We start from the raw sequence: 20,092 nt of genomic DNA on the forward strand, positions 1-20,092 counted from the left end.
GAGCTTAAGACCGAGCTTCCTAGTCCAATGCCGGGTGTTTCAACGCACTCTCAGAAACCGTTGTCCACGTCTTTTGAGATAGCGCCAGATGTCTGAAAATGGTCGAAAGTAGATATCGATCAGATCGGTTGCACTGGCCTCTTTGTCCGGAAGACCAAAAGTGAGATCCTCATCTTTCTCTGAGAGATGTAGTGAGCCAAACAGCCAGTCCCAGATTGCCAGCGCTGCCCCAAAATTCTTGTCAAAATGCCTTTCGGCTGTTGAGTGGTGCAGCTGATGCTGTGCGGGGGATATCAACAGGCGCTCAAGCCACGGCCAATAGCTGATATTGATATGCGAATGGCGCAAGTTTGATCCTGTGACGTGGAACAGGAACACCAGCACGTTGACGCCTACAACCGTATAGAGATCCACAGTATTGCCGAAACCGAAGATAAACACTGGCAATACAAGCCCCTGCGCAAAAGCGCTTCGCAATGCATAAAGCACACCTTCAAATGGGTGCACGCGATAAACTGTGATTGGGGTGAGCGTTTCGGCGGAATGGTGCACTTTGTGAATGGCCCAAAGCGGCGGCCATCGGTGCATCCAGCGGTGCAGCCAGTATTTGGTCAAGTCGTCGACCATAAACAACGTGGTGGAGAACGCAGCAACCACGAGCGGTTTGTTTACGTCTTCAAATAGACCCGGAACAACGAAGCTTTGTCGGTGCAGTGCAAAGTATATTGCTGTTGCGATGGCCAGCTGCGTGATGAGCAGGGGAGAAACAAACAGCGTAAAGACGCGGTTGATGAAGAAAATCTGGTAGTCCGCCAAAGCGGATTTCGAGAAGAACACCTTTCGATCAAACACGCGGGCAACGGCGTCTCGGAACGATTGGCGTTTGATAAAAAGCAGCCAAAGGAAAGCGATCAGCAGAGACAGCCCAAGATAGCCGACAAAAATCCGTTTTTTCGGGTCGGCAAAATCAGCAAAGAAGGGCGTAAGTGTCTGTATCCAATCCATTGAGTTAGAACGGGCGGCACCTCTCAGGTGCCGCCCTGATGAGTTTAGTCAGTTTCAGCGCTGTCCGCAGAGTTCAGCTTGCCTGCCAGTGTTTCCAGATCGGCAAGTGCATCATTGGCGCGGGACTTCAGGCCAAAGGTGTCGGCGAGAAGCTTCTGGGTCTCCAGCATCTGCAGCTGGTAATCGCTCCAGGTTTTGCGACGCTCACGCACAAAGTTCCCGTCCGCATCGATACCGGTCACATAGGTGTTGTCCAGCGTCACAGGACCAAAACCGATCAGTTTGTTCAGCTCGGTCGCAGTCGCGCCGAGATTGTTTTTGCCGGTTTGCAGAGCCATGGAAAAGCCTTTCAGCTCGCCCCAATGCTTGACATAGTTGCGATAGGCTTTGGCCAGCTCTTCGCCTTCCAGTTCGCCCATCTTGCCGATGTCTTTATAGACCGAACCCGCGTATTTGAAGGTCGCTTCCGCCAGCACTTTTTCCCAGTTGCTCTCGATGACTTCCGCATAGCCTTTCAGCTGCGCGCGTTGATCATCGGTGAGCGCTTCGCCATTTGCATCCGCGATCAGCTGACGACCGTCGACGAAAGCCTGCATAATGGTGTGCATGTAGTTGGTGGACTTGGTGCCGCCTTTGTCTGCGCCGGCAGCGTAGTAAGCCGGACCAAATACGTGCTCGGATTTCAGGTCAACCACACCGTCGCCATTGGCGTCTGCAGCAGTCAGGTCTTTCTGCTTTGCAATGCTGTAGGCCTGCTCTGGGCTCAGGCTCAGAGTGTGCGCGGGGCCACCCCAATAGCCAAAGGCTTCATCCCAAGAGTGCTCTTTACCGGTGTAGTAAGCGCCGTCTTTGTAAGGTTTGTTGTTTGGCTTGTTGTCGGCATCAAGCTTTTCGTCGAGATAGTTGTCGACCGCTTGGTTATACATCATGGCGCCCATGGTGTATTTGGAGATCACCTGGCCCCAGTCATAGCCGTTCTCAGCATCAAAGCCACCGTTTGATTGCGCGGCGTGTTTGATCATGTGCAGCATGGCTTCTTTGCCGCTCACATTGCCGGGCCACGCAGGCATCGCACCGTCGTAAAATTTGCCGGAGATGTTCTTGCCTTTGGAGATCGCGTTTACGGTTGCTTGTTTGACCGGGTAGCCATCTTTGGACGCGGGTGCCATGATTTCAAGGTCTGCATCAGAGCCGTTGAAATACGCCAGCAGCATGGCTTCTACGTCAGCTGCATTTGCGCCGCCGTTGCCTTTGCCTGCTGCTTTTTTGAGGCTGTCGTGCAGCGCGTGACGAGCGATTTGGCCGGAATAGGAAACAGAGTTGGTCTTGTCGCCTTCATAGCCTTTTACGGTCACCGGAAACGGGCCATAGGTATCGGCACTTGCAATGCTTGCCGCCGCACATACTGCAAGCGCAGTGGTCAATTTCAAAGTCGTTTCGAACATTCGCGTTCCCTCCAATAAACCCGACAAAGTCAGTCGGGTAAAATCCTGAGCGAACTAATCAATTAAAAGTTTTAGTGTGTCAAGCGCTTGTCTTGTTGTTGATCTTCACGAATTTAAGAGGCGCTACCTAGGTGCATAGACGTCTCGTTGCGATGAAGTAAATCTTCATCCTTTTTGCACGCTGCCGAGGGTGTGGTGCGTTTTAGAAAAAATTTCGCCAATTAATTGTTTTTCAAACTTTTCAAGACTGCGTCCAATTTAGGCCCCAATTAACGGTCAGAAATTAGCTCTGCTGTTCGGCTGGATTGCCTATGTGATTCAGCCGCTTCAAGGACTTTAAGTGAGACATATGCCACGTTTGTCATATGTCTTGGAGTAGGCTGATGCCAAGAGAGACATTCACGTTTGACAGCAGCAATGAAGGCTGGCGTGTCTATGATAATAATTCCGACTCTTTCATTGGAGGAGCCCGGTTCAACTCCTTCTTTGGCGGCGCCCAACACGGTGACAACGAAACGGGCCCGTCTCCCTGGTTGACCACGCCAACCGATTTCGGAGGCGACAACAGCGCCCTCGTCGGCGGCACAGTCGATTTCTCCTACCGCAATGCAGACGCGCAGCCTTTTACCGCTGACGCTCCAATCAGCAGCATTGATGTGATGCTGGTGGCGAATGACGGAACCAAGCTTTTTGCCTCTGTTTCGTTCCAGCCAGAAACTGGCACGCTTGTCAAAAATGTTTCGTTTAATTTGGACTCCGCAACCTTCAAGACCCAGGGGGGCGGCAACGTCACGCCAGCACAGTTTGAAGCGGTGATGAGCGATCTTGCATTCTTTGGAATCAATGCAGATGCGCGTAGCCTCTCTGAAAACACCCTCATTGATAATGTGCGTTTTGATGCTCCGCCGGATGGAACCGTTGATGGTGAGCAGACCGGCGAGAATATGGGCCTTGGCTACAATGATGAAAACGGCGCCGAAGACGGCGGGGGAGATATCATTACCACTGGCGATGATCGGATCGAAGGCAACGGTGGCAATGACACAATCAATGGGGACAAAGGCAACGACACAATTGAAGGTGGCACCGGTGACGACACCATCATAGGTGGGGATGGCGCAGATTACCTGTCCGGCGGTGAGGGTAACGATTTTATCGATGCCTTTAGCGGTAGCCGATTTGGGTATGAGAACGGTGCCGGCACCGATACGGTTTTTGGTGGTGCAGGTGATGACACCATTCATGGTAGCTTTGGGCACGGGGAAGCCCTCGACGGTGGCGCTGACATTGACTCGCTGACGTTTCGCTCTTTCGGCCCTGCGTCTTTTGCCACCGTAGATCTTGACCAAGGCACCTACACTCTTGGGACGGGCGATTACGGTACGATTGTCAGCATCGAGAACGTCTACGGCACCTTTGGCGGTGACAACATCACTGGCGACAGCAATGACAACTTGTTGCACGGTGGTGGCGTTTCAGGGGAGGGCGATGACGTCCTGTCTGGCGGCGATGGCAAAGACACGCTGGTTGGCGGGAAGGGCAATGACACCCTGAGCGGAGGAGCAGGGGATGATACCTTTGCCCTCACAGATCTTGGCGAGCACGACGTTGTCACCGACTTTGACATGAGTGATGACGATGGCGATGGCTTCACCAACGACCAGCTCGACGTCTCGCTGCTGACCAACGCGAACTCCGATCCGATTAAAACCACCGATGTGGTGGTTGGGGATGACGGTAATGGCAACGCACTGCTGACGTTTCCCAATGGTGAAACCGTCTTGCTGCGCGGCGTTACGCCGGATCAGCTGGACAATGGGATCAAGTTGAACTCAATCGGTATTCCTTGTTTCACCAAAGGCACGTTAATCATGACCCCAAACGGTGAAGTGCCAATTGAAAGCCTGCGCGCGGGAGATCTCGTGATGACCCGCGATCGCGGTCCGCAACCGATCAAGTGGATCACATATACCCATCTGGATCGGCAGGCTTTGGAGGCCAATCCGGAATGGCGTTCCGTACGTTTGCCTGAAGGGTATCTCGACAATCACAGCCCGCTTTTTGTCTCCCCGCAGCACTGCATTCTGATGCCAGATATTGCCGGTAATCCGGGCGAGGCATTTGTGCGGGCAAAGCATTTGGCGCAAGCGCCAGGGCCTGTGCGGGTGGCGAATGGACGGCGTCAGGAGACGTATTTCCACATGCTCTTTGAGCATCATGAGGTCGTTTATGGCAATGGCGCAGCGAGCGAGAGTTTTTATCCGGGGCCAATCGCCCGCGCGATGCTTTCACCTGAGAGTCTTCGGTCTTTGGAGGACGCTATTCCAGCGATCCGCCGTCAGCCGGTGGAGTGTGCGTATGGCGCGCGGGCGCGAAAATTGGTGTCCAAGAAAGACGTTATGCGCCACCTCAAACGGCGGCAGAAAGTTGCAAAGAACACCACGCGCTGCGTGACGAATGCGGCTTGATCTCGGTTGAGTTTGGATACGGCTTTGATGTATGCGATAAGTCATTATAATGACATAACATTGATTATGCCTGAAATCCCTCAGAACTTACTCAGGCTCGCAGATAACCTGTCTTCGCCTTGGCCTCACTGACGCGCAAGGAAGTTGGAAAGCTTTTCCAATCCTTCACGAAGCACATTCGTGTTGTTGGCGAAGCCAAGTCGAACGTAGCCTTCCATATTCAAGGCGGATCCCGGTGTCAGCATAACGCCACAATCTTCCAGTAAAGCAACGCAGAACGCGCGCGATGTCATTGGTAGGTCGTACTTCAGAAGCGCTGTGGTGCCGGATTGTGGCTTTACCCAGCTCATACGCGGCTCCTTCGCGATCCAGCGCTCAACGATCGCAATGTTCTCTCGCGTGATCGCATGGCTGCGTTCCAGCACCGCGTGCCTGTTTTCCAGCGCGATGGTGGCGAAATGGTCGTCCAGCATACCGACAGAGATGGTGTCGTAGTCCCGGTGGATGGCGATTTCGTGGATCAAAGCCTCAGGTCCTGCGACCCAGCCCAATCTTAACCCTGCTAGAGAATAAGCCTTCGACATGCTCGCTGTGCTGATGCCCTTTTCATAGAGGTCGGCGATGGATGCGGTTATGCCATCCCCGGATTGATCTGTCCCGCGATAGACTTCGTCGCAAAGTATCCAGGCATCCGCGGCGCGCGCGATCTCCACGATCTGCAGGAGCATGTCGCGATCAATCAGTGCGCCTGTTGGGTTGTTCGGATTGTTTAGCGCAATCAGTTTTGTACCCGGTGTCACTGCTGCACGCAAAAGATCCAGATTGGGCAGCCAGCCATCTTCTTCTCTGAGTTGCACAGCCTGCACATCAGCGCCAATGCTGGCGGGTATCGAGTAATGCTGCTGATAAGTTGGCACGACGGCCACCACCCTATCGCCTTGCGATACCAGAGCTTTATGCACGAGCATGTTCGCACCAATGGTGCCGTGGGTCGTGATGATGTTGGCGGGCGTTTGCTGTGCGTAGGTGTGCGCTATGGCTTGTCTCAGGCGTGGAGACCCTTCGATGTCGCCATATGTCATCTTCATTGACAGTAGATCGGACAAATCGGTGTCGTTTTTGCCTGAAATTTGCAAGAGCTCTTCGATTGTCAAGCTTTCCACGCAGGTTTCAGCGAGGTTCAGAGCGCATTTTGTTTCCCACTCGTTCATCCATTGCTCTACGCCAAATGGTTCAATGTACATGGGATGATCTCTCTGTGTTTCGTGGGCCTGTCCCACACGCATACAGCCTAGAACGGGCGGCATCCAAGTGGTTTGTTTACATTCGTGCAGCGAATAATGGTGGGCGTATGTCCCCTCACCCGCCATTCGCCTTCGGCACCAGTTGCTTCTGTTAGCCACGCGCCATGACTCGACTCCATATAAGAGAACGGCTATTTAGAACAAATAGAGAACATTTGGTGTCTGGCATGTTCGATGGGATACAGCGTCGCATTGTTTCATTATGGTTCCCCAGGTTGGCAAGTGACCGGGTTCTGCGACGGCGCCCGGTCGACGACCCTTTTGCGCTGACGTTGAATCAGCAGAACTCCAACCGGATTTATTGTCTAAATGCAGCCGCGTCAGATCATGGATTGCATCAGGGTATGGCCTATGCCGATGCGCGGGCATTCTGCCCGGATCTACAAAGCCATGTGGCGGATCCCGAACAGGATCAGAGGTTTCTGCATCTGCTGTGCCGTTGGGCCACACGCTATTGCCCATGGGTCGGCTTGGAAGGTCGCGATGGCTTGGTGATGGACATCACAGGGTCAGCACATCTTTTTGGCGGCGAAGAGGCCCTGCTGGCGGACATACGTGCGCGCCTGATGCGTTCCGGACTGTCTGTTTGCATAGGTCTCGCAGATACCCGTGGCGCAGCTTGGGCTTTGGCGCATTACGATGAGGGGGTGGCCACGCCTGGAGAGATGTTGCCAGCGCTCAGAAACCTGCCTGTTGCGGCCCTCCGTATAGATGAGCAGACCTCCGTCACGCTGCAGCGATTGGGACTGCGCAGCATTGGGGCGCTGGCCCAGGCGGCCCGCGCCCCCCTCACACGCCGTTTTGGTCCGGGCTTGCTGCTGCGGCTTGATCAAGCGCTGGGGGCGCAGGCCGAAGAGATTACGCCGCGCAGCGATCCCCCGCATTACAGCATACGCATGACCTTGCCAGAGCCTATTGGCCTTTTGTCAGATGTCATGGCGGGAACAGAGCGTTTGCTGGCTCAGCTCTGTGCAAAGCTTAAGGCGCAAGAAACAGGCGCACGCAGGCTTTGCCTTACGCTGCGCCGTGTAGATCAAGACCATCAGCAGGTTGAGCTACAATTGGCGCGCGCCCTGCGAGATCCGCAACGCATTTTGCCTCTGTTTGAACGTGGCTTGATGGAGATCGATGCGGGATTTGGGATTGATATGTTGCGGCTGGCTGCCACACAGGTTGAGGCACTGCCCGTGCAGCAAATCAGCCATGTCGCCATTGGCGGAAAGAATGAGTTGGATGACTTGATCTCGCGACTTGGCACAAGGATCGGGCTGGATCACATACAGCGCGTCCTGCCGGCGGACAGTCACATCCCCGAACGCAGTTTTTTGATCGCCTCAGCAGCCTATTCAGATCCGGCAAAGAGCTGGGGGCATATGCAATTGCGTCCCATCTGTCTCTTCCCACCAGAGCCGATTGGAGGAAGCGGTCACCGCCCCCCTACCCGGTTTAACTGGCGTCGCATGCCGCTCACAACAGAGCGTATGACCGGGCCGGAGCGCATCGCTCCGGAATGGTGGATGCAGGATGAAAATTGGCACTCCGGACTGCGCGATTACTGGCGGGTATATACCGCACAGGGACGGCGGCTTTGGTTGTTTCATACGCCACAGAACCCAGGCTGGTTTGTGCAAGGGGAATTCGCATGAACGATATCCAGCACAGCACGGCACTGTCGGAGCGGCAACAGGATACGCGAACGCCGCGCATGTCGGGTCAGGCTTATGCAGAGCTTTGCGTAACCACGAATTTCACGTTTCTGACAGGTGCGTCGCATCCAGAGGAACTGGTTGTGCGGGCCGCGGAGCTGGGACTGTCTGCCATCGCGATCACCGATCGTAATTCCCTGGCTGGTATGGTGCGTGCGTGGTCCGCCTTAAAAGAGCTGAAGCGGGAAACGCTGGAACAGGTGCAGATCCGCTCGCAACAGCAAATGGATTCCTCCTCCCGGCAGGATGTGGGGCAGAGCAATCCGCTTGCCAAATCGGACATCATATCCTTGCCCAAGCTGATTGTGGGGTGCCGCTTGGTGTTGCAGGACAGCGCTGTTGAGTGGATTGCCCTGCCCCGCAACCGCGCGGCTTACCAACGCTTGACCCGCTTGCTGACACTGGGGAAACGTCGGGCCGAAAAAGGACAATGTGTCCTCTATGTCAACGATTTGGTTGCTGCCTGTAGCGGCATGATCCTGATTGCCCTGCCCCACAGCAAGCCGGAGGCAAGCATTGCAGATATCCAGCATATGCGGCGCCAGTTTCCCAATCATGTCTTTCTGGGCGCTGCACCACGTTATGACGGCAGCGATCAAGACTATTTTGCGGCTTGCGCGTGCGCAGCCCAAAAATCCTCAGCACCTCTGGTGGCTGTAGGTGATGTGTTGATGCACCACGCCAGCCGTCGGCAGCTCGCTGATGTGCTTACATGTATGCGTGAGCATGTCACCATTGATGAAATCGGCACCCGTGCTTTACCCAATGGAGAACGCCGGATCAAAGCCGGTACAGATATGGCGCGGATCTTTCGCGATTACCCGGCTGCACTGCGTCGAACGCTCGAGATTGCGGACAGGTGCAGTTTTGATCTGAGTGAGCTGTCTTATGAGTATCCGCATGCAGAAACAGAGGATGAAACACCCCAAGAGCGTTTGGAGCGGCTTGCCAACGAGGGCTTAGAGCGCCGCTACCCTGAAGGCGCACCGGATAGGGCGGTCGAGTTGATGCAAAAAGAGCTCGCTGTGGTCAAAGAGCTGCAATTTCCTGCCTACTTTCTGACCGTGCATGACATTGTGCAATTTGCCAAATCGCAGGGTATTTTGTGCCAAGGACGTGGCTCCGCTGCAAACTCCATCCTGTGCTATCTGTTGGGCATCACTGATGTCAGCCCTGATATGATCGCCATGGTGTTTGAGCGCTTTGTGTCAAAACACCGTGGTGAGCCGCCGGATATCGACGTGGATTTCGAACACGAACGCCGCGAAGAGGTCATTCAATGGATTTATGAAAAATACGGGCGTCATCGCGCGGGATTGTGCGCAACGGTCATCCATTTTCGCACCCGCGCTGCAATCCGTGAAGTCGGCAAAGTGATGGGCCTCAGTCAGGATGTCACAGCAGGTTTGTCCGGGCAAATCTGGGGCATGACAAATGGCGGTGTTGATCTGGACCGTGTGCGCGAGTTGGGTCTCAATCCCGAAGATCGCCGGCTGATGCAGACCCTCCGGCTGATTGGCGAGATCATCGGATTTCCCCGCCACCTTTCACAACATGTGGGAGGTTTTGTCATCACCCGTGGGCGATTGGATGAGCTTGCGCCTATTGAAAATGCGGCGATGGAAGACCGCACTGTGATCTGCTGGGACAAAGATGACATCGACGCTCTTGGCATTCTGAAAGTCGATGTGCTGGGTTTGGGTATGCTGAGCTGCATTCAAAAGGCCTTTGCCTTAATGCGCCAGCATGAAAACCTCAGTCATAGCATTGCTTCCATCCCGCAGGGGGACGCTCCCACATATGACATGCTTTGCCGCGCGGATGCCGTTGGGGTCTTTCAGGTGGAAAGCCGCGCACAGATGAATTTTTTGCCGCGGATGAAGCCTCGGGAGTTCTATGATCTAGTGATCGAAGTGGCGATTGTGCGCCCCGGCCCTATTCAGGGAGATATGGTGCAGCCCTATATCCGTCGCCGTAACAGGCAGGAAAAGTCGGAACCTTTCGGGCCTGCTTTGGAAGAGGTGACCAGGCGGACGCTGGGCGTGCCGCTCTTTCAGGAGCAAGCGTTGCAAATTGCCATGGTCGGCGCAGGGTTTTCTGCGGAAGAAGCCGACCACCTGCGCCGCTCACTCGCGTCTTTCCGGCGTATGGGCACCATCGGCAAGCATCGGGACAAATTCATCGCCGGGATGCTGAGCAACGGTTATTCTCCGGAGGTGGCTGAGCGCTGTTTTGGCCAGATCGAAGGGTTCGCGGATTATGGCTTCCCCGAAAGTCACGCTGCCGCTTTTGCGATGCTGGTCTATGTCTCAGCGTGGATGAAGTGCCATCACCCTGCTGTCTTTGCCTGTGCACTCCTCAATTCCCAGCCCATGGGGTTTTATGCCCCGGCACAAATCGTGCGTGATGTACGGGAACATGGGGTGGAGACCCGCCCGATCTGCGTGAACCACTCTGAGTGGGACAACACGCTGGAGCGCCGCCCTGATGGTGCTTTGGCGCTGCGGTTGGGATTTCGGCAGATCAAGGGTTTCAAAAAGGAGGACGCCAATTGGATCGTTGCGGCCCGTGGCAATGGGTACCCTGATCCCGAAGCTCTCTGGCTGAGGGCCGGTGCACGACCTGATGTTTTGGCGCGATTGGCGGAGGCCGATGCATTTGCAGACACTGGCCTGACGCGGCGTGATGCACTGTGGAAGGTCAAAGCCATTCAAAGTCCGAAACCCCTACCGCTGTTCAATGACCCGATTGATGGTGAAAGCGTTTCTGAGCCTCAGGTAATATTGCCTGCGATGCGTTTGGGGGAAGAGGTGGTGGAGGACTATGTGTCCACACGGCTCACCCTGCGCGCGCATCCCATGGAACTGCTGCGCCCGTCCTTGCCGGGCATTATAACCCATGCGTCTTTGCCGCAGGTCGCTCTGGGCCGCTACAGCGTGTGTGGCCTTGTCATCACGCGGCAACGCCCGGGCACAGCGTCAGGGGTGATTTTCCTCACGCTGGAAGACGAAACAGGTGTCAGCAACATTGTGGTCTGGCCCAAAATCTATGAGCAGTACCGGCGCATTGTTATGGGCGGTCGACTGTTGCATGTCACAGGCTATCTGCAACGAGAAGGGATCGTGGTGCATCTGATCGCGCAGGACATTCAGGATCTCTCTTATAAACTGGCAGAGTTGGGTCATCCGGAGCCGAAGGCACTGACCACCGAGGGGCAGCGCACCGACGATACGCCCAAAGCGGCCCGTTATCCTGCACGGGCAATGCATCCCCGTGACCAGGCCAAACGGCTCTTCCCCAGCCGTGATTTCCACTAAGCCGCCTTTCGGAGCGGCCCAACGTTGGCAGGCCGCAAACAAAAAGCCCGGCGCGATGCACCGGGCTCTTAGAATGCTCTTACGCGAACTTAGAAATAGCGCAGCCAGAGGTAAACGTTGGCAATCATGAGTGTCAGGATCATGATGGGGAACGCGTATTTCATAAACGTCAGGAAGCCGATTGGCTGCTTTGCTTTTTCAGCAAAGGCTGCAACGGTCAGGTTGGCAGATGCGCCCAAGAGCGAACCGTTGCCACCCAAACACGCCCCAAGCGCCAGAGACCACCACAGCGGCTCAATCGCATCGGGGCCCCCAAATGTGTCAGCGGTGGATTCAATCAGTGGGATCATCGTCGCAACAAACGGGATGTTGTCGAGGATCGCGGACAAAATGCCGGACGCCCAGAAGATGAAGAACGAGGTCCACATCATATCGCCCTGTGTCAACTCCAGCACTTTCTCACCGAAGTACTCTAGCAAACCCACCTGCTCCACACCGGCCACGATCACAAACAGACCGCCGAAGAAGAAGATGGTGACCCATTCCACTTCGCCAAAAATGTGGTGCACGCTTTCGGTCTGGTCTTCGCCGTGCTGATGGCCATAGGCCAGAAGCATCAGAAGCGCGGCGCCTGCGAGGGCAGAGGTGCCCGGCTGAACGCCATAGCCGTGACCAACCACAAAACCGAAGATCACCAGCGCCAGAACGGCCAGGGATTTCACCAGCAGCACTTTGTCGGTGATGGCTTCTTTTTCGTTGAACTGCATGATGCGCGCGCTGGCTTCCGGCGGAATCTTGGACAGTTCTTTACGGTTCATGAAGTAGATGATGCCGGTCAGAACCACCAGACAGATCGCGGAAATGGGCGCGAGGTTGTAGAGGAAGTCATTGAAGCTGAGGTTGGCAGCAGAACCGATGATGATGTTGGGCGGATCCCCAATCAGCGTCGCGGTACCACCCACGTTGGAGGCCAGGATTTCAGCAAGGAAGAACGGGAACACACGTGTTTCAAGCGCATCAGTGATCAGCAATGTGATCGGTGCAATCAGCAACACGGTGGTGACGTTGTCCAGCATTGCAGAGAACACAGCGGTGATCAGCGTGAGCATGATCAAAATCCCTGTGGGATCCGCTTTCACCCATTTGGCGGATTTGATGGCCACATACTGGAAAAGGCCACTTTTGCTGGTGATCGCAACCACCACCATCATGCCGATCAGAAGCGCCAGCGTGTTGGAGTCGACCCCGTCCACAGCCTGTTGTTGGTTCAAGATCCCAAACAGCACCATAAGCGAGGCGCCAAGCATCGCGAGGATGGCACGGTTGATTTTTTCGGTGATGAGTACGGCATAAACCAGAACCAGAATACCGGAAGCGATCCACAGGGGATCAATCCCAAGCATTTCCGCCAAGGAAAAGCCTGCCTCAGAGTGTGAGGAAGAATGTGCAGACAAGATACTGTCCCGTTTTCGTTTGATTTCAGTGAGTTGGGCTCAGCGGCAGCGCTGACCTTATAAGACTTTGTCCATCAGCGAGTTTGCACTCACTGTGCCCACAAAACGCTGGGTTTTGGGCTCCACAAGCATCACGTGACGCTTGAATTTATAGACAAGGAAGATGCCTTCCATAATCGGCGTATCCGGTGCAGCCACTGGAATGTTGCTCGGATTGGACATGTTGTCCGCAACTTTCTCTTGCTTGAGGCGCTCGATCTGGTTGCGGAAGTCTTCTTTATCCAAGCTCATGAAACCGAGGTGGTCCATGGAGACACGCATGCTCTCCGTGTTCAAGCCAATGGTTGCCGCTTTTGGCAGGATCAGCTTCAGCATTGTGGGAGCACTGAAAACACCGCAGTACTTGCCGCTCTCGTCCACCACTGGCAGGAAACGCGCACGAGTTTCTTTCAGGATCGCAAGGGCATCAGCAACGCTTGCATCAGGACGAATGGTTTTCTGCAGGTCGGGCGAAACCATGACATCAAAACATGTCAGACCCATAATCGTGACCTTTCTTTGAGTGGCACGCTTGAAATCGCACCAGTGTTGCAACCGGCGGCGGCGCAAAGATAACGTGCAGAGTCGCAAAACGCACATCATCTATTGAATCGCCAGAGTCGGGCGCTTACTTCTAGTGTTTTTCCGGCAATTACCAGTGCAGAAATGATGAAAAGCCGATTGGAAGGCTTAACCTCTACGTAGTTTTGTTGGTGAACGCCTCTTTTGGAATCGCGGGAAACAAAATCGCACCCACCATGCTCGCAGCAAATGCATCAACGAACCAAGCCTCCCGATGTCCGGAAGGGACGCTCAGGGGGGCTTTACTACTAGGGATTACTCGGGCTGGGAATGTTTAAGGCTCACAGAACACCAAACGCAATCATGGTCTGACAAAGGACGTTTCGTTGCGTCAATGGAGGGCAAGATGCCCTTTTCATCACAGTGCAGCCCCCTGCCCGCGAACCAATCCAACTTCATCACCCGATCAGGGTGCGGGGTTATGAGGCTTGGTCTTGTGGTCATCCCTTCGGCGGTAAACTCCCATAAATAACCCTGTGTTTCAGCCAAATCAAAAAGCGTTTCTCGCTTCCAGTCAAAATCCGGAGGAATGTGATTGCCTGTGTTCAGGTCTCCGCCGATCAGAATGGGCATATCAGGGGCAAATTCTTCTATCGCAGCCAAAAGGTCCGCGAACTGCGTATGGCGATGTGCGGCGTTTGCATTGCTCTCCAAATGCGTGGAGACGACACAAAGAGGGCCATCCTCTGTGGGCACAATGGCCGCAAGCGCCATGCGCCCACCAAGCCGAGGTTGATCAGGATCGGAGGCGCCAGCATCTGCGGCAAACCAATGGCCGTCTTGGTCGAGCCGGATCATACCAACGCGCTCAAACGGAACGGAAGACAAAATAGCATTGCCATGCCAGCCAAGGCTGTTGAAGGAGTCTTTGCAGAACTGCCGCTCGGTTGGCCCGCCAAGATCCAGCTCATGGAACTCGACGCCGAAGGCGTATTGCATGCCCAAAACCGCAGCCATGTCCTCAGTTGTGTGGCGTTGCCCTGTGCGGGACATACCGTGATCTACCTCAGACAAAAGCACGATGTCTGGCGACACTATGTTCAAATGGGCGGCAGTGTCTTCCGGAAATAGGCAACGCTCCACATTCCACGCTGCGACCGTAGGTGTTGTTGGCAGCAGGGACTGTGCGGCGGTCCCACCAATTTGCACGGCGTTCATCGCGGGGGTTTGCGAAAGCAACGCCCTATGTGCTTGTGCGGTGCGAGGGGCCTCCAAAAGGTGTTTTTGTTCGGCAGCGGTGATTCTTGGCAGCGTATCAACGGTATGAGTGATCACAGCGCTTTCCCCGTTTCCACATCAAAGAGACGCAGCGCATCGGGTTTCAGCGCCACACGTGTGGCACCCGGAACAGCCGCGATTTCTTTGCTGACGTGAATGGTGAAGTTTTGCTCTGCTAACTGACCATGCAGGAGGCGGTGCGCGCCAAGTTCTTCGACGATGTCGACGTGAAAATCCAGCGGCCCTGCTGCATTGAGCTCGACATCTTCCGGGCGGATGCCCAGCGTCACAGCGCCTACCCCCGGCGCTTTGGCCAATGGAGTACCACCGTTCACAAGCACCTGTCCTCCTTCCAAACGGGCGTTGATCAGGTTCATCGGAGGCGCGCCCATGAAGCTCGCAACAAAGGTTGATGCGGGGGAATGGTAGATCTCCGCCGGTGTGCCGATCTGCTCGATCCGCCCCACATTCAGCACGATAATGCGGTCGGCCATGGTCATGGCTTCGACCTGATCATGGGTCACATAGATCGAGGTAACCCCAAGGCGGCGTTGCAGCGCCTTGATTTCGATGCGCATTTGGTTGCGCAATTTAGCGTCGAGGTTGGAAAGCGGTTCATCAAACAGGAACAGGGCCGGATCACGCACCACCGCACGCCCCATGGCGACACGCTGACGCTGCCCCCCAGACAACTGGCTTGGCTTGCGATCAAGATACGGCTCAAGGTTCAGCATCTTGGCCGCTTCGACCACTTTACGTTCAATCTCTTCAGCCGGCGTTTTGCGGTTTTTGAGGCCATAGCCGATATTTTTGCGCACCGTCATATGCGGATAGAGCGCGTAGTTCTGAAACACCATCGCGATGTCGCGATCCGCCGGATCAACGTCATTCACTACGCGATCACCGATCGAGAGGTGGCCTTCGGAGATGTCTTCCAGCCCGGCGACCATACGCAACAAAGTGGATTTGCCGCAGCCAGAAGGGCCTACCAGCACGACAAACTCACCGTCGGCAATGTCAAAGCTGGTGCGGGTGACGGCTTCAAAGCCGTTAGGATAGATTTTGCGGATGTTTTGCAGAGAGACCTGAGCCATTTCTCTTGTCCTTATTTGTCAGATTCCGTGAGGCCCTTGACGAACCAGCTTTGGAAGAAAATCACCACGAGCACAGGCGGCAGGATCGCAATCAATGCGAGCATATTGGCGCGGCCGTACTCGGGAATATTGGTACCTTCGAGATCTTGGGTGATCTGCTTGATCCCGCGCACCAGCGTGTACATGTGCTCTTCGGTCGTGATCATCGTCGGCCAAAGGTATTGGTTCCAGCCAAAGACAAACATGATGATGAACATGGCGGCGATCATCGTCTGGCTGAGCGGCACAAGGATATCGATGAAGAATTTGACCGGTCCGGCGCCGTCGATCCGGGCAGCCTCAACCAGCTCTTCAGGTACGGAACGGAAGAACTGGCGGAAGAAGAAGGTCGCGGTCGCAGATGCGATTAGTGGCACAATCAAGCCGCTGTAACTGTTGAGCAACCCGAGCTTTTGCGCAATCTCATAAGACGGCAGAATGCGCACCTCGAGCGGGAGAAGCAGCGTTGTGAAGATGAGCCAGAAGGCGAAGGTTGCAAACCGAAGCCGGAAGTAAACCAGCGCATAGGCCGCCATCATGCCAATCGCAATTTTACCAAGGGCAAAGCCGAGGCCAAGGATCAGCGAGTTTTTTAGCATGGACATACCGGTGTTCTCGCCAGAGAAACCCGAAGCCTCAAACATTGCTTTCTCAAAATTGACGCCAAACTGATCTCCGATCACCAGCTCCGGGCCGTTCTTGATGGTCGCGACATCGGTGGTCGTCGTGGTTTGCAGCACGATCAGCAGGGGCACCAACATGAAGAGCGAACCAAGGATCAGCACAGCGTGATCGCCTACATCGCTCCAGCGGATGCGGAACTTGCGCATGGGCATCGTGGGCGCCTGGCTTTGGGATATATCTGTCATGATTTGCGCCCTTATGTGTAGTGAATGCGCCGCTCAACCAAGCGGAACTGGAAGATGGTCAGTGCCAGCACAAGCACCATGAGCACGACGGATTGCGCAGACGAGCCGCCAAGGTCGTTGCCGCGGAAACCGTCCACATAGACTTTGTAAACCAGCGTCATCGGGTTGTTGCCAGGCTCACCTTTCACGAGCGTGTCGACGATGCCGAAAGTGTCAAATAGCGCGTAAGTGATGTTGATGATCAGCAGGAAGAAACCGGTTGGTGCCAGCAGTGGGAAGGTGACCTCCCAGAAACGGCCGGTGGCGGAGCGGTTGTCGATAAGGGCGGCTTCGCGCACGGCTTTCGGGATGGATTGCAGTCCTGAGAGAAAGAAAATGAAATTCACCGGTACCTGTTTCCAAACGGACACGATCACCATGGCGATTGCGGTGTCATTGAAGTTTACACCCAGTTTGAAATCCCAGCCGATGCTGCGCGCGAGCTCGGTCAGCGGCCCCCAGCTCTGGTCAAACATGATCAACCCAATAAAGCCCGCAACGGGGGGCGCAACCGCGTAGACCCACATCAGCAGCGTCCGGTAACTGCGCGCTCCGCGCAGAACTTTATCTGCCTTCACAGCAAGCAAAAGCGCCAAGGCAAGCGAGAAAAAGGTCACCAGTATCGTGAACACCAGCGTGAACCGCGCGATCTTCAGATATTCGCCGCTGCCTGCGAGATCCGTATAGTTGTCGACCCCCACAAAGGTTGAGCCAAACCCAAAGGGATCTTGCAGATAGAATGATGACTGCACCGCATGGGCGGCTGGCCAATAGAAAAAGATGGCGATGATAATCAACTGCGGCAAGAGCAGCAGGATCGGCAGCCATCTGGTGGTGAAACCGGCGCGTTTCATTGAAGGTGTCCTTTGAAAGAGGGGACGGCCGCGATCTCGCGCGGCCGCCCATTATCTGTCTGGAAGAGAAGCTTAGCTCTGGGTCTTGGCGAATTTCGCCAGCAGATCGTTGGCTTCTTTTTCGATGGTCGCGAAGGCGTCTTCCACAGTGGTTTCGCCGGTCAGGATGCGGCCGTATTCGCGGTTCATCACGTCACGGATCTGCACATAGAAACCCATGCGATAGCCTTTGGTGTTGTCACCTGCTGGCAGGGAAAGCTGTTTGATGCCGATCTCAGCAGCTGGCGCGCGCTCATAGTGGCCATCCGCTTTTGCCATTTCATAGGCTGCTTCCGTGATCGGCACATAACCGGTTTCCTGGTGCCAGAAATACTGGGTCTCAGGCTGGGTCAGGAATTCAAAGAACGCCGCGGTCGCTTCGTTGTCAGCCGCGTCGTGGCCAGCCATAGCGAAGAGAGATGCACCGCCGATGAAGGTTTGCTTTGGCTCGGCAGTCACAGCTTCCCAGTAAGGCAGGTAGGTCGCGGAGAAATCAAACGGCAGGTCTTTCTTGGACAGGCCACCGAAAGAGCCGGAAGAGCCCAGCCACATGCCAACTTTGCCTTCTTCAAATGGGGTTGCGTTGTCACCCCAACCGGTGCCGAACCACTCAAAGTAGCCCGCATCCTGCCATTCGGTCACAGCGGTGAAGTGGGCTTTGATCGCGTCGTTGTTCACGAGGATCTTGGTGCCTTCAGCGCCTTCGTAGCCGTTGTTGTTGGTGGCGAACGGCAGATCGTGACGAGACATGAAGTTCTCGGTGAAGATCCATGGCAGGTGGGATTGCGTCAGCGCGGTATAACCAGCCCCTTTCAGAGCCGGAGCTGTGACGGTCTGGAACTCTTCCCAGGTTTTTGGTGGCTCAACACCCGCTTTTTCAAACGCCTGCACATTGTAGTACATGATCGGCGAAGAGGAGTTGAACGGCATGCCGATCATTTTGCCGTCGGCATCAGCATAGAAGTAGCGCACGCCAGAGATGTAGTCATTGATGTCAAAAGCAACGCCATTGTCGGTCAGCAGATCCTGCACCGGCACAGTGGCGCCTTTGGCGCCGATGACGGTTGCGGCGCCAGCATCAAAAACCTGAAGGATGTTTGGTTGTTCGCCAGCGCGGAAAGCGGCGATGCCTGCGGTCAGGGCTTCTTCGTAGGTGCCTTTGAAAACCGGAGTGATTTTGTATTCGTCTTGAGACGCGTTGAAGTCTTCTGCGATGGCATTCACAGTTTCGCCCAATGCGCCGCCCATGGCGTGCCACCACGTGATTTCAGTTTCAGCAAAGGCAGAGTTTGCCACCATTGCAAATGCGGCCGCAGCCGTGCTTGTCATGAAATGTTTCACAATCGGTCTCCAGTTGAGTCGGCAAACCCTGTTTGGATTCACCAGCGTTTTCCGACCCCCATTGCCCTCTGACAAAGGTGATCTGTGTAAATTCTGTGCGCCTGCAGATTGCTCAGCGCGAGGGTTGTGCAATGTCTGCACACGTGTTCAGGTAGCGGAGATATGCGACAGTTCTGTGAAGCGAATTTTGCGTTTTTGTTAAGTTTCATCCGGGAGGCACCAAGCGGAGATGAATCATGGCGTTGACAAAGAGCGGCCCAAATCACGCCGGGTGACCGCCCAAGCGGTGGCGGATGCAGTTGGAGTGTCTCGTTCCGCGGTGTCCCGAGCATTTACCGAAGGCGCATATCTGGACAACGCGAAGCGTCGGGCGATTTTGCAGATGGCCGCGCAAATGGGCTATCAGCCCAACGCCCTGGCTGCAGGTCTTCAGGGAGGCAGATCCCATCTTGTCGCCATCTTTGTCGGCAATATGCGCAGCGCCTATGACTCTATGTTTGTCAGCCAACTGGTGCGCGAGCTCAATGGGATCGATAAATGGCCTGTTTTGATTGATGGCGGCGGCAAACGTGCTGCCACGGCCATTGACGAAATCATGCGCTATCCGCTGGACGCTCTCATTCTGCGCGGGGGAAGCATGTCTGCTGACATCGTCACCCATTGCACGCGCTTTGGCATTCCAATGATCTCCTCGGGTCGGCCAGTAGATGCATCCGGAGTTGATAACGTTTGCTGTCGCAATGCGGTGGGTAGTAGGCTGATAACAGAGCACCTTATAGCCAGCGGAAGAAAACGGTTTGGACTTATTGCAGGCCCAAAGGACTTTCATTCAGCTGAAGACCGCCGAGAGGGCGTGCTTGATGCCCTCGGTGAAGCAGGGCTGTCTCTGCAGTGTGAAGCTTTCAGTGACTACACCGTGGATTCTGGTCACCAGATTGCGCTTGAGATGCTGGATTCCAATTTCATTGACGCCTTGGTTTGCTCCAATGACGCTTCGGCCATTGGCGCTCTGACGGCAGCACGCGAACTGGGGCGCTCGGTTCCGGGTGAATTGGCGATTGTTGGCTTTGATGATATCGACATGGCCAAGTGGCCGATGTTTGACCTGACCACTGTGCGCAACCCCATCGACGCTTCTGTGCGCGAGATCGTTGCGCTCTTGGAGCGCCGGCTTACCAATCCGGCGAAAGACGATGAGACAGTCTACGTCGATCCCAGCGTCGTTGAACGCGGCACGCACTAATTTTTGGGCAGACTCGCGCCATTACGTTTCATGTTT

The 20,092-nt window shown here is 55.1% G+C and carries 14 protein-coding genes; 4 read left to right on the forward strand and 10 right to left on the reverse strand.

Features of this window, described 5'->3' with window-relative positions:
• Positions 1–39: 39 nt before the first annotated feature.
• A complete protein-coding gene (locus ACO07T_RS19115; RefSeq protein ID WP_422050705.1) occupies positions 40–1,005 on the reverse strand; it encodes a sterol desaturase family protein in 966 nt (321 codons plus the stop codon).
• A 44-nt stretch (positions 1,006–1,049) separates the two neighbouring features.
• Entirely contained in the window at positions 1,050–2,450 is a 1,401-nt protein-coding gene (locus tag ACO07T_RS19120; protein ID WP_422050706.1) for a DUF4856 domain-containing protein, read from the reverse strand.
• Positions 2,451–2,833: 383 nt separating this feature from the next.
• Between ACO07T_RS19120 and ACO07T_RS19125 the strand changes: the two genes are divergently transcribed.
• Positions 2,834–4,918: a Hint domain-containing protein gene (locus ACO07T_RS19125; protein ID WP_422050707.1), complete on the forward strand. Its 2,085-nt coding sequence runs from the start codon at positions 2,834–2,836 to the stop codon at positions 4,916–4,918.
• A 125-nt stretch (positions 4,919–5,043) separates the two neighbouring features.
• Here ACO07T_RS19125 and ACO07T_RS19130 read toward each other — a convergent pair whose 3' ends face one another.
• Complete coding sequence (locus tag ACO07T_RS19130; protein WP_422051052.1) at positions 5,044–6,162, reverse strand: aminotransferase; 1,119 nt, start codon at positions 6,160–6,162, stop codon at positions 5,044–5,046.
• 227 nt (positions 6,163–6,389) lie between these two features.
• Between ACO07T_RS19130 and ACO07T_RS19135 the strand changes: the two genes are divergently transcribed.
• Complete coding sequence (locus ACO07T_RS19135; protein WP_422050708.1) at positions 6,390–7,868, forward strand: Y-family DNA polymerase; 1,479 nt, start codon at positions 6,390–6,392, stop codon at positions 7,866–7,868.
• Positions 7,869–7,927: 59 nt separating this feature from the next.
• The gene (locus ACO07T_RS19140) at positions 7,928–11,245 is read left to right on the forward strand and encodes an error-prone DNA polymerase (protein ID WP_422051053.1); all 3,318 of its coding nucleotides are present in this window, start codon (positions 7,928–7,930) and stop codon (positions 11,243–11,245) included.
• A gap of 89 nt (positions 11,246–11,334) precedes the next feature.
• On the opposite strand, the gene ACO07T_RS19145 is transcribed toward ACO07T_RS19140, so the two are convergent.
• From ACO07T_RS19145 to ACO07T_RS19175, 7 genes are all read right to left on the reverse strand, one after another.
• Positions 11,335–12,699, reverse strand: coding sequence for a sodium:proton antiporter (locus ACO07T_RS19145; protein ID WP_422050709.1), 1,365 nt, complete (start codon positions 12,697–12,699; stop codon positions 11,335–11,337).
• Between the two features lie 57 nt (positions 12,700–12,756).
• A complete protein-coding gene (locus ACO07T_RS19150) occupies positions 12,757–13,242 on the reverse strand; it encodes an HPP family protein (protein ID WP_422050710.1) in 486 nt (161 codons plus the stop codon).
• 333 nt (positions 13,243–13,575) lie between these two features.
• Positions 13,576–14,595, reverse strand: a complete 1,020-nt coding sequence (locus ACO07T_RS19155; protein WP_422050711.1) for an endonuclease/exonuclease/phosphatase family protein — start codon at positions 14,593–14,595, stop codon at positions 13,576–13,578.
• Positions 14,592–15,632: a sn-glycerol-3-phosphate ABC transporter ATP-binding protein UgpC gene (gene ugpC / locus ACO07T_RS19160; protein ID WP_422050712.1), complete on the reverse strand. Its 1,041-nt coding sequence runs from the start codon at positions 15,630–15,632 to the stop codon at positions 14,592–14,594. Before ugpC ends, ACO07T_RS19155 begins: the two co-directional genes overlap by 4 nt.
• An 11-nt stretch (positions 15,633–15,643) precedes the next feature.
• The gene (locus tag ACO07T_RS19165) at positions 15,644–16,540 is read right to left on the reverse strand and encodes an ABC transporter permease subunit (protein ID WP_209079662.1); all 897 of its coding nucleotides are present in this window, start codon (positions 16,538–16,540) and stop codon (positions 15,644–15,646) included.
• Between the two features lie 11 nt (positions 16,541–16,551).
• On the reverse strand, positions 16,552–17,433 hold the full coding sequence (locus ACO07T_RS19170; protein ID WP_422050713.1) for an ABC transporter permease subunit: 882 nt from the start codon (positions 17,431–17,433) through the stop codon (positions 16,552–16,554).
• A 72-nt stretch (positions 17,434–17,505) separates the two neighbouring features.
• Positions 17,506–18,801, reverse strand: coding sequence for an extracellular solute-binding protein (locus tag ACO07T_RS19175; protein WP_422050714.1), 1,296 nt, complete (start codon positions 18,799–18,801; stop codon positions 17,506–17,508).
• A 241-nt stretch (positions 18,802–19,042) separates the two neighbouring features.
• Between ACO07T_RS19175 and ACO07T_RS19180 the strand changes: the two genes are divergently transcribed.
• Positions 19,043–20,056: a LacI family DNA-binding transcriptional regulator gene (locus tag ACO07T_RS19180; RefSeq protein WP_422050715.1), complete on the forward strand. Its 1,014-nt coding sequence runs from the start codon at positions 19,043–19,045 to the stop codon at positions 20,054–20,056.
• Positions 20,057–20,092: the final 36 nt, after the last annotated feature.

The sequence above is a fragment of the Shimia sp. genome (genome assembly GCF_965227725.1).
Taxonomy (GTDB): domain Bacteria; phylum Pseudomonadota; class Alphaproteobacteria; order Rhodobacterales; family Rhodobacteraceae; genus Shimia.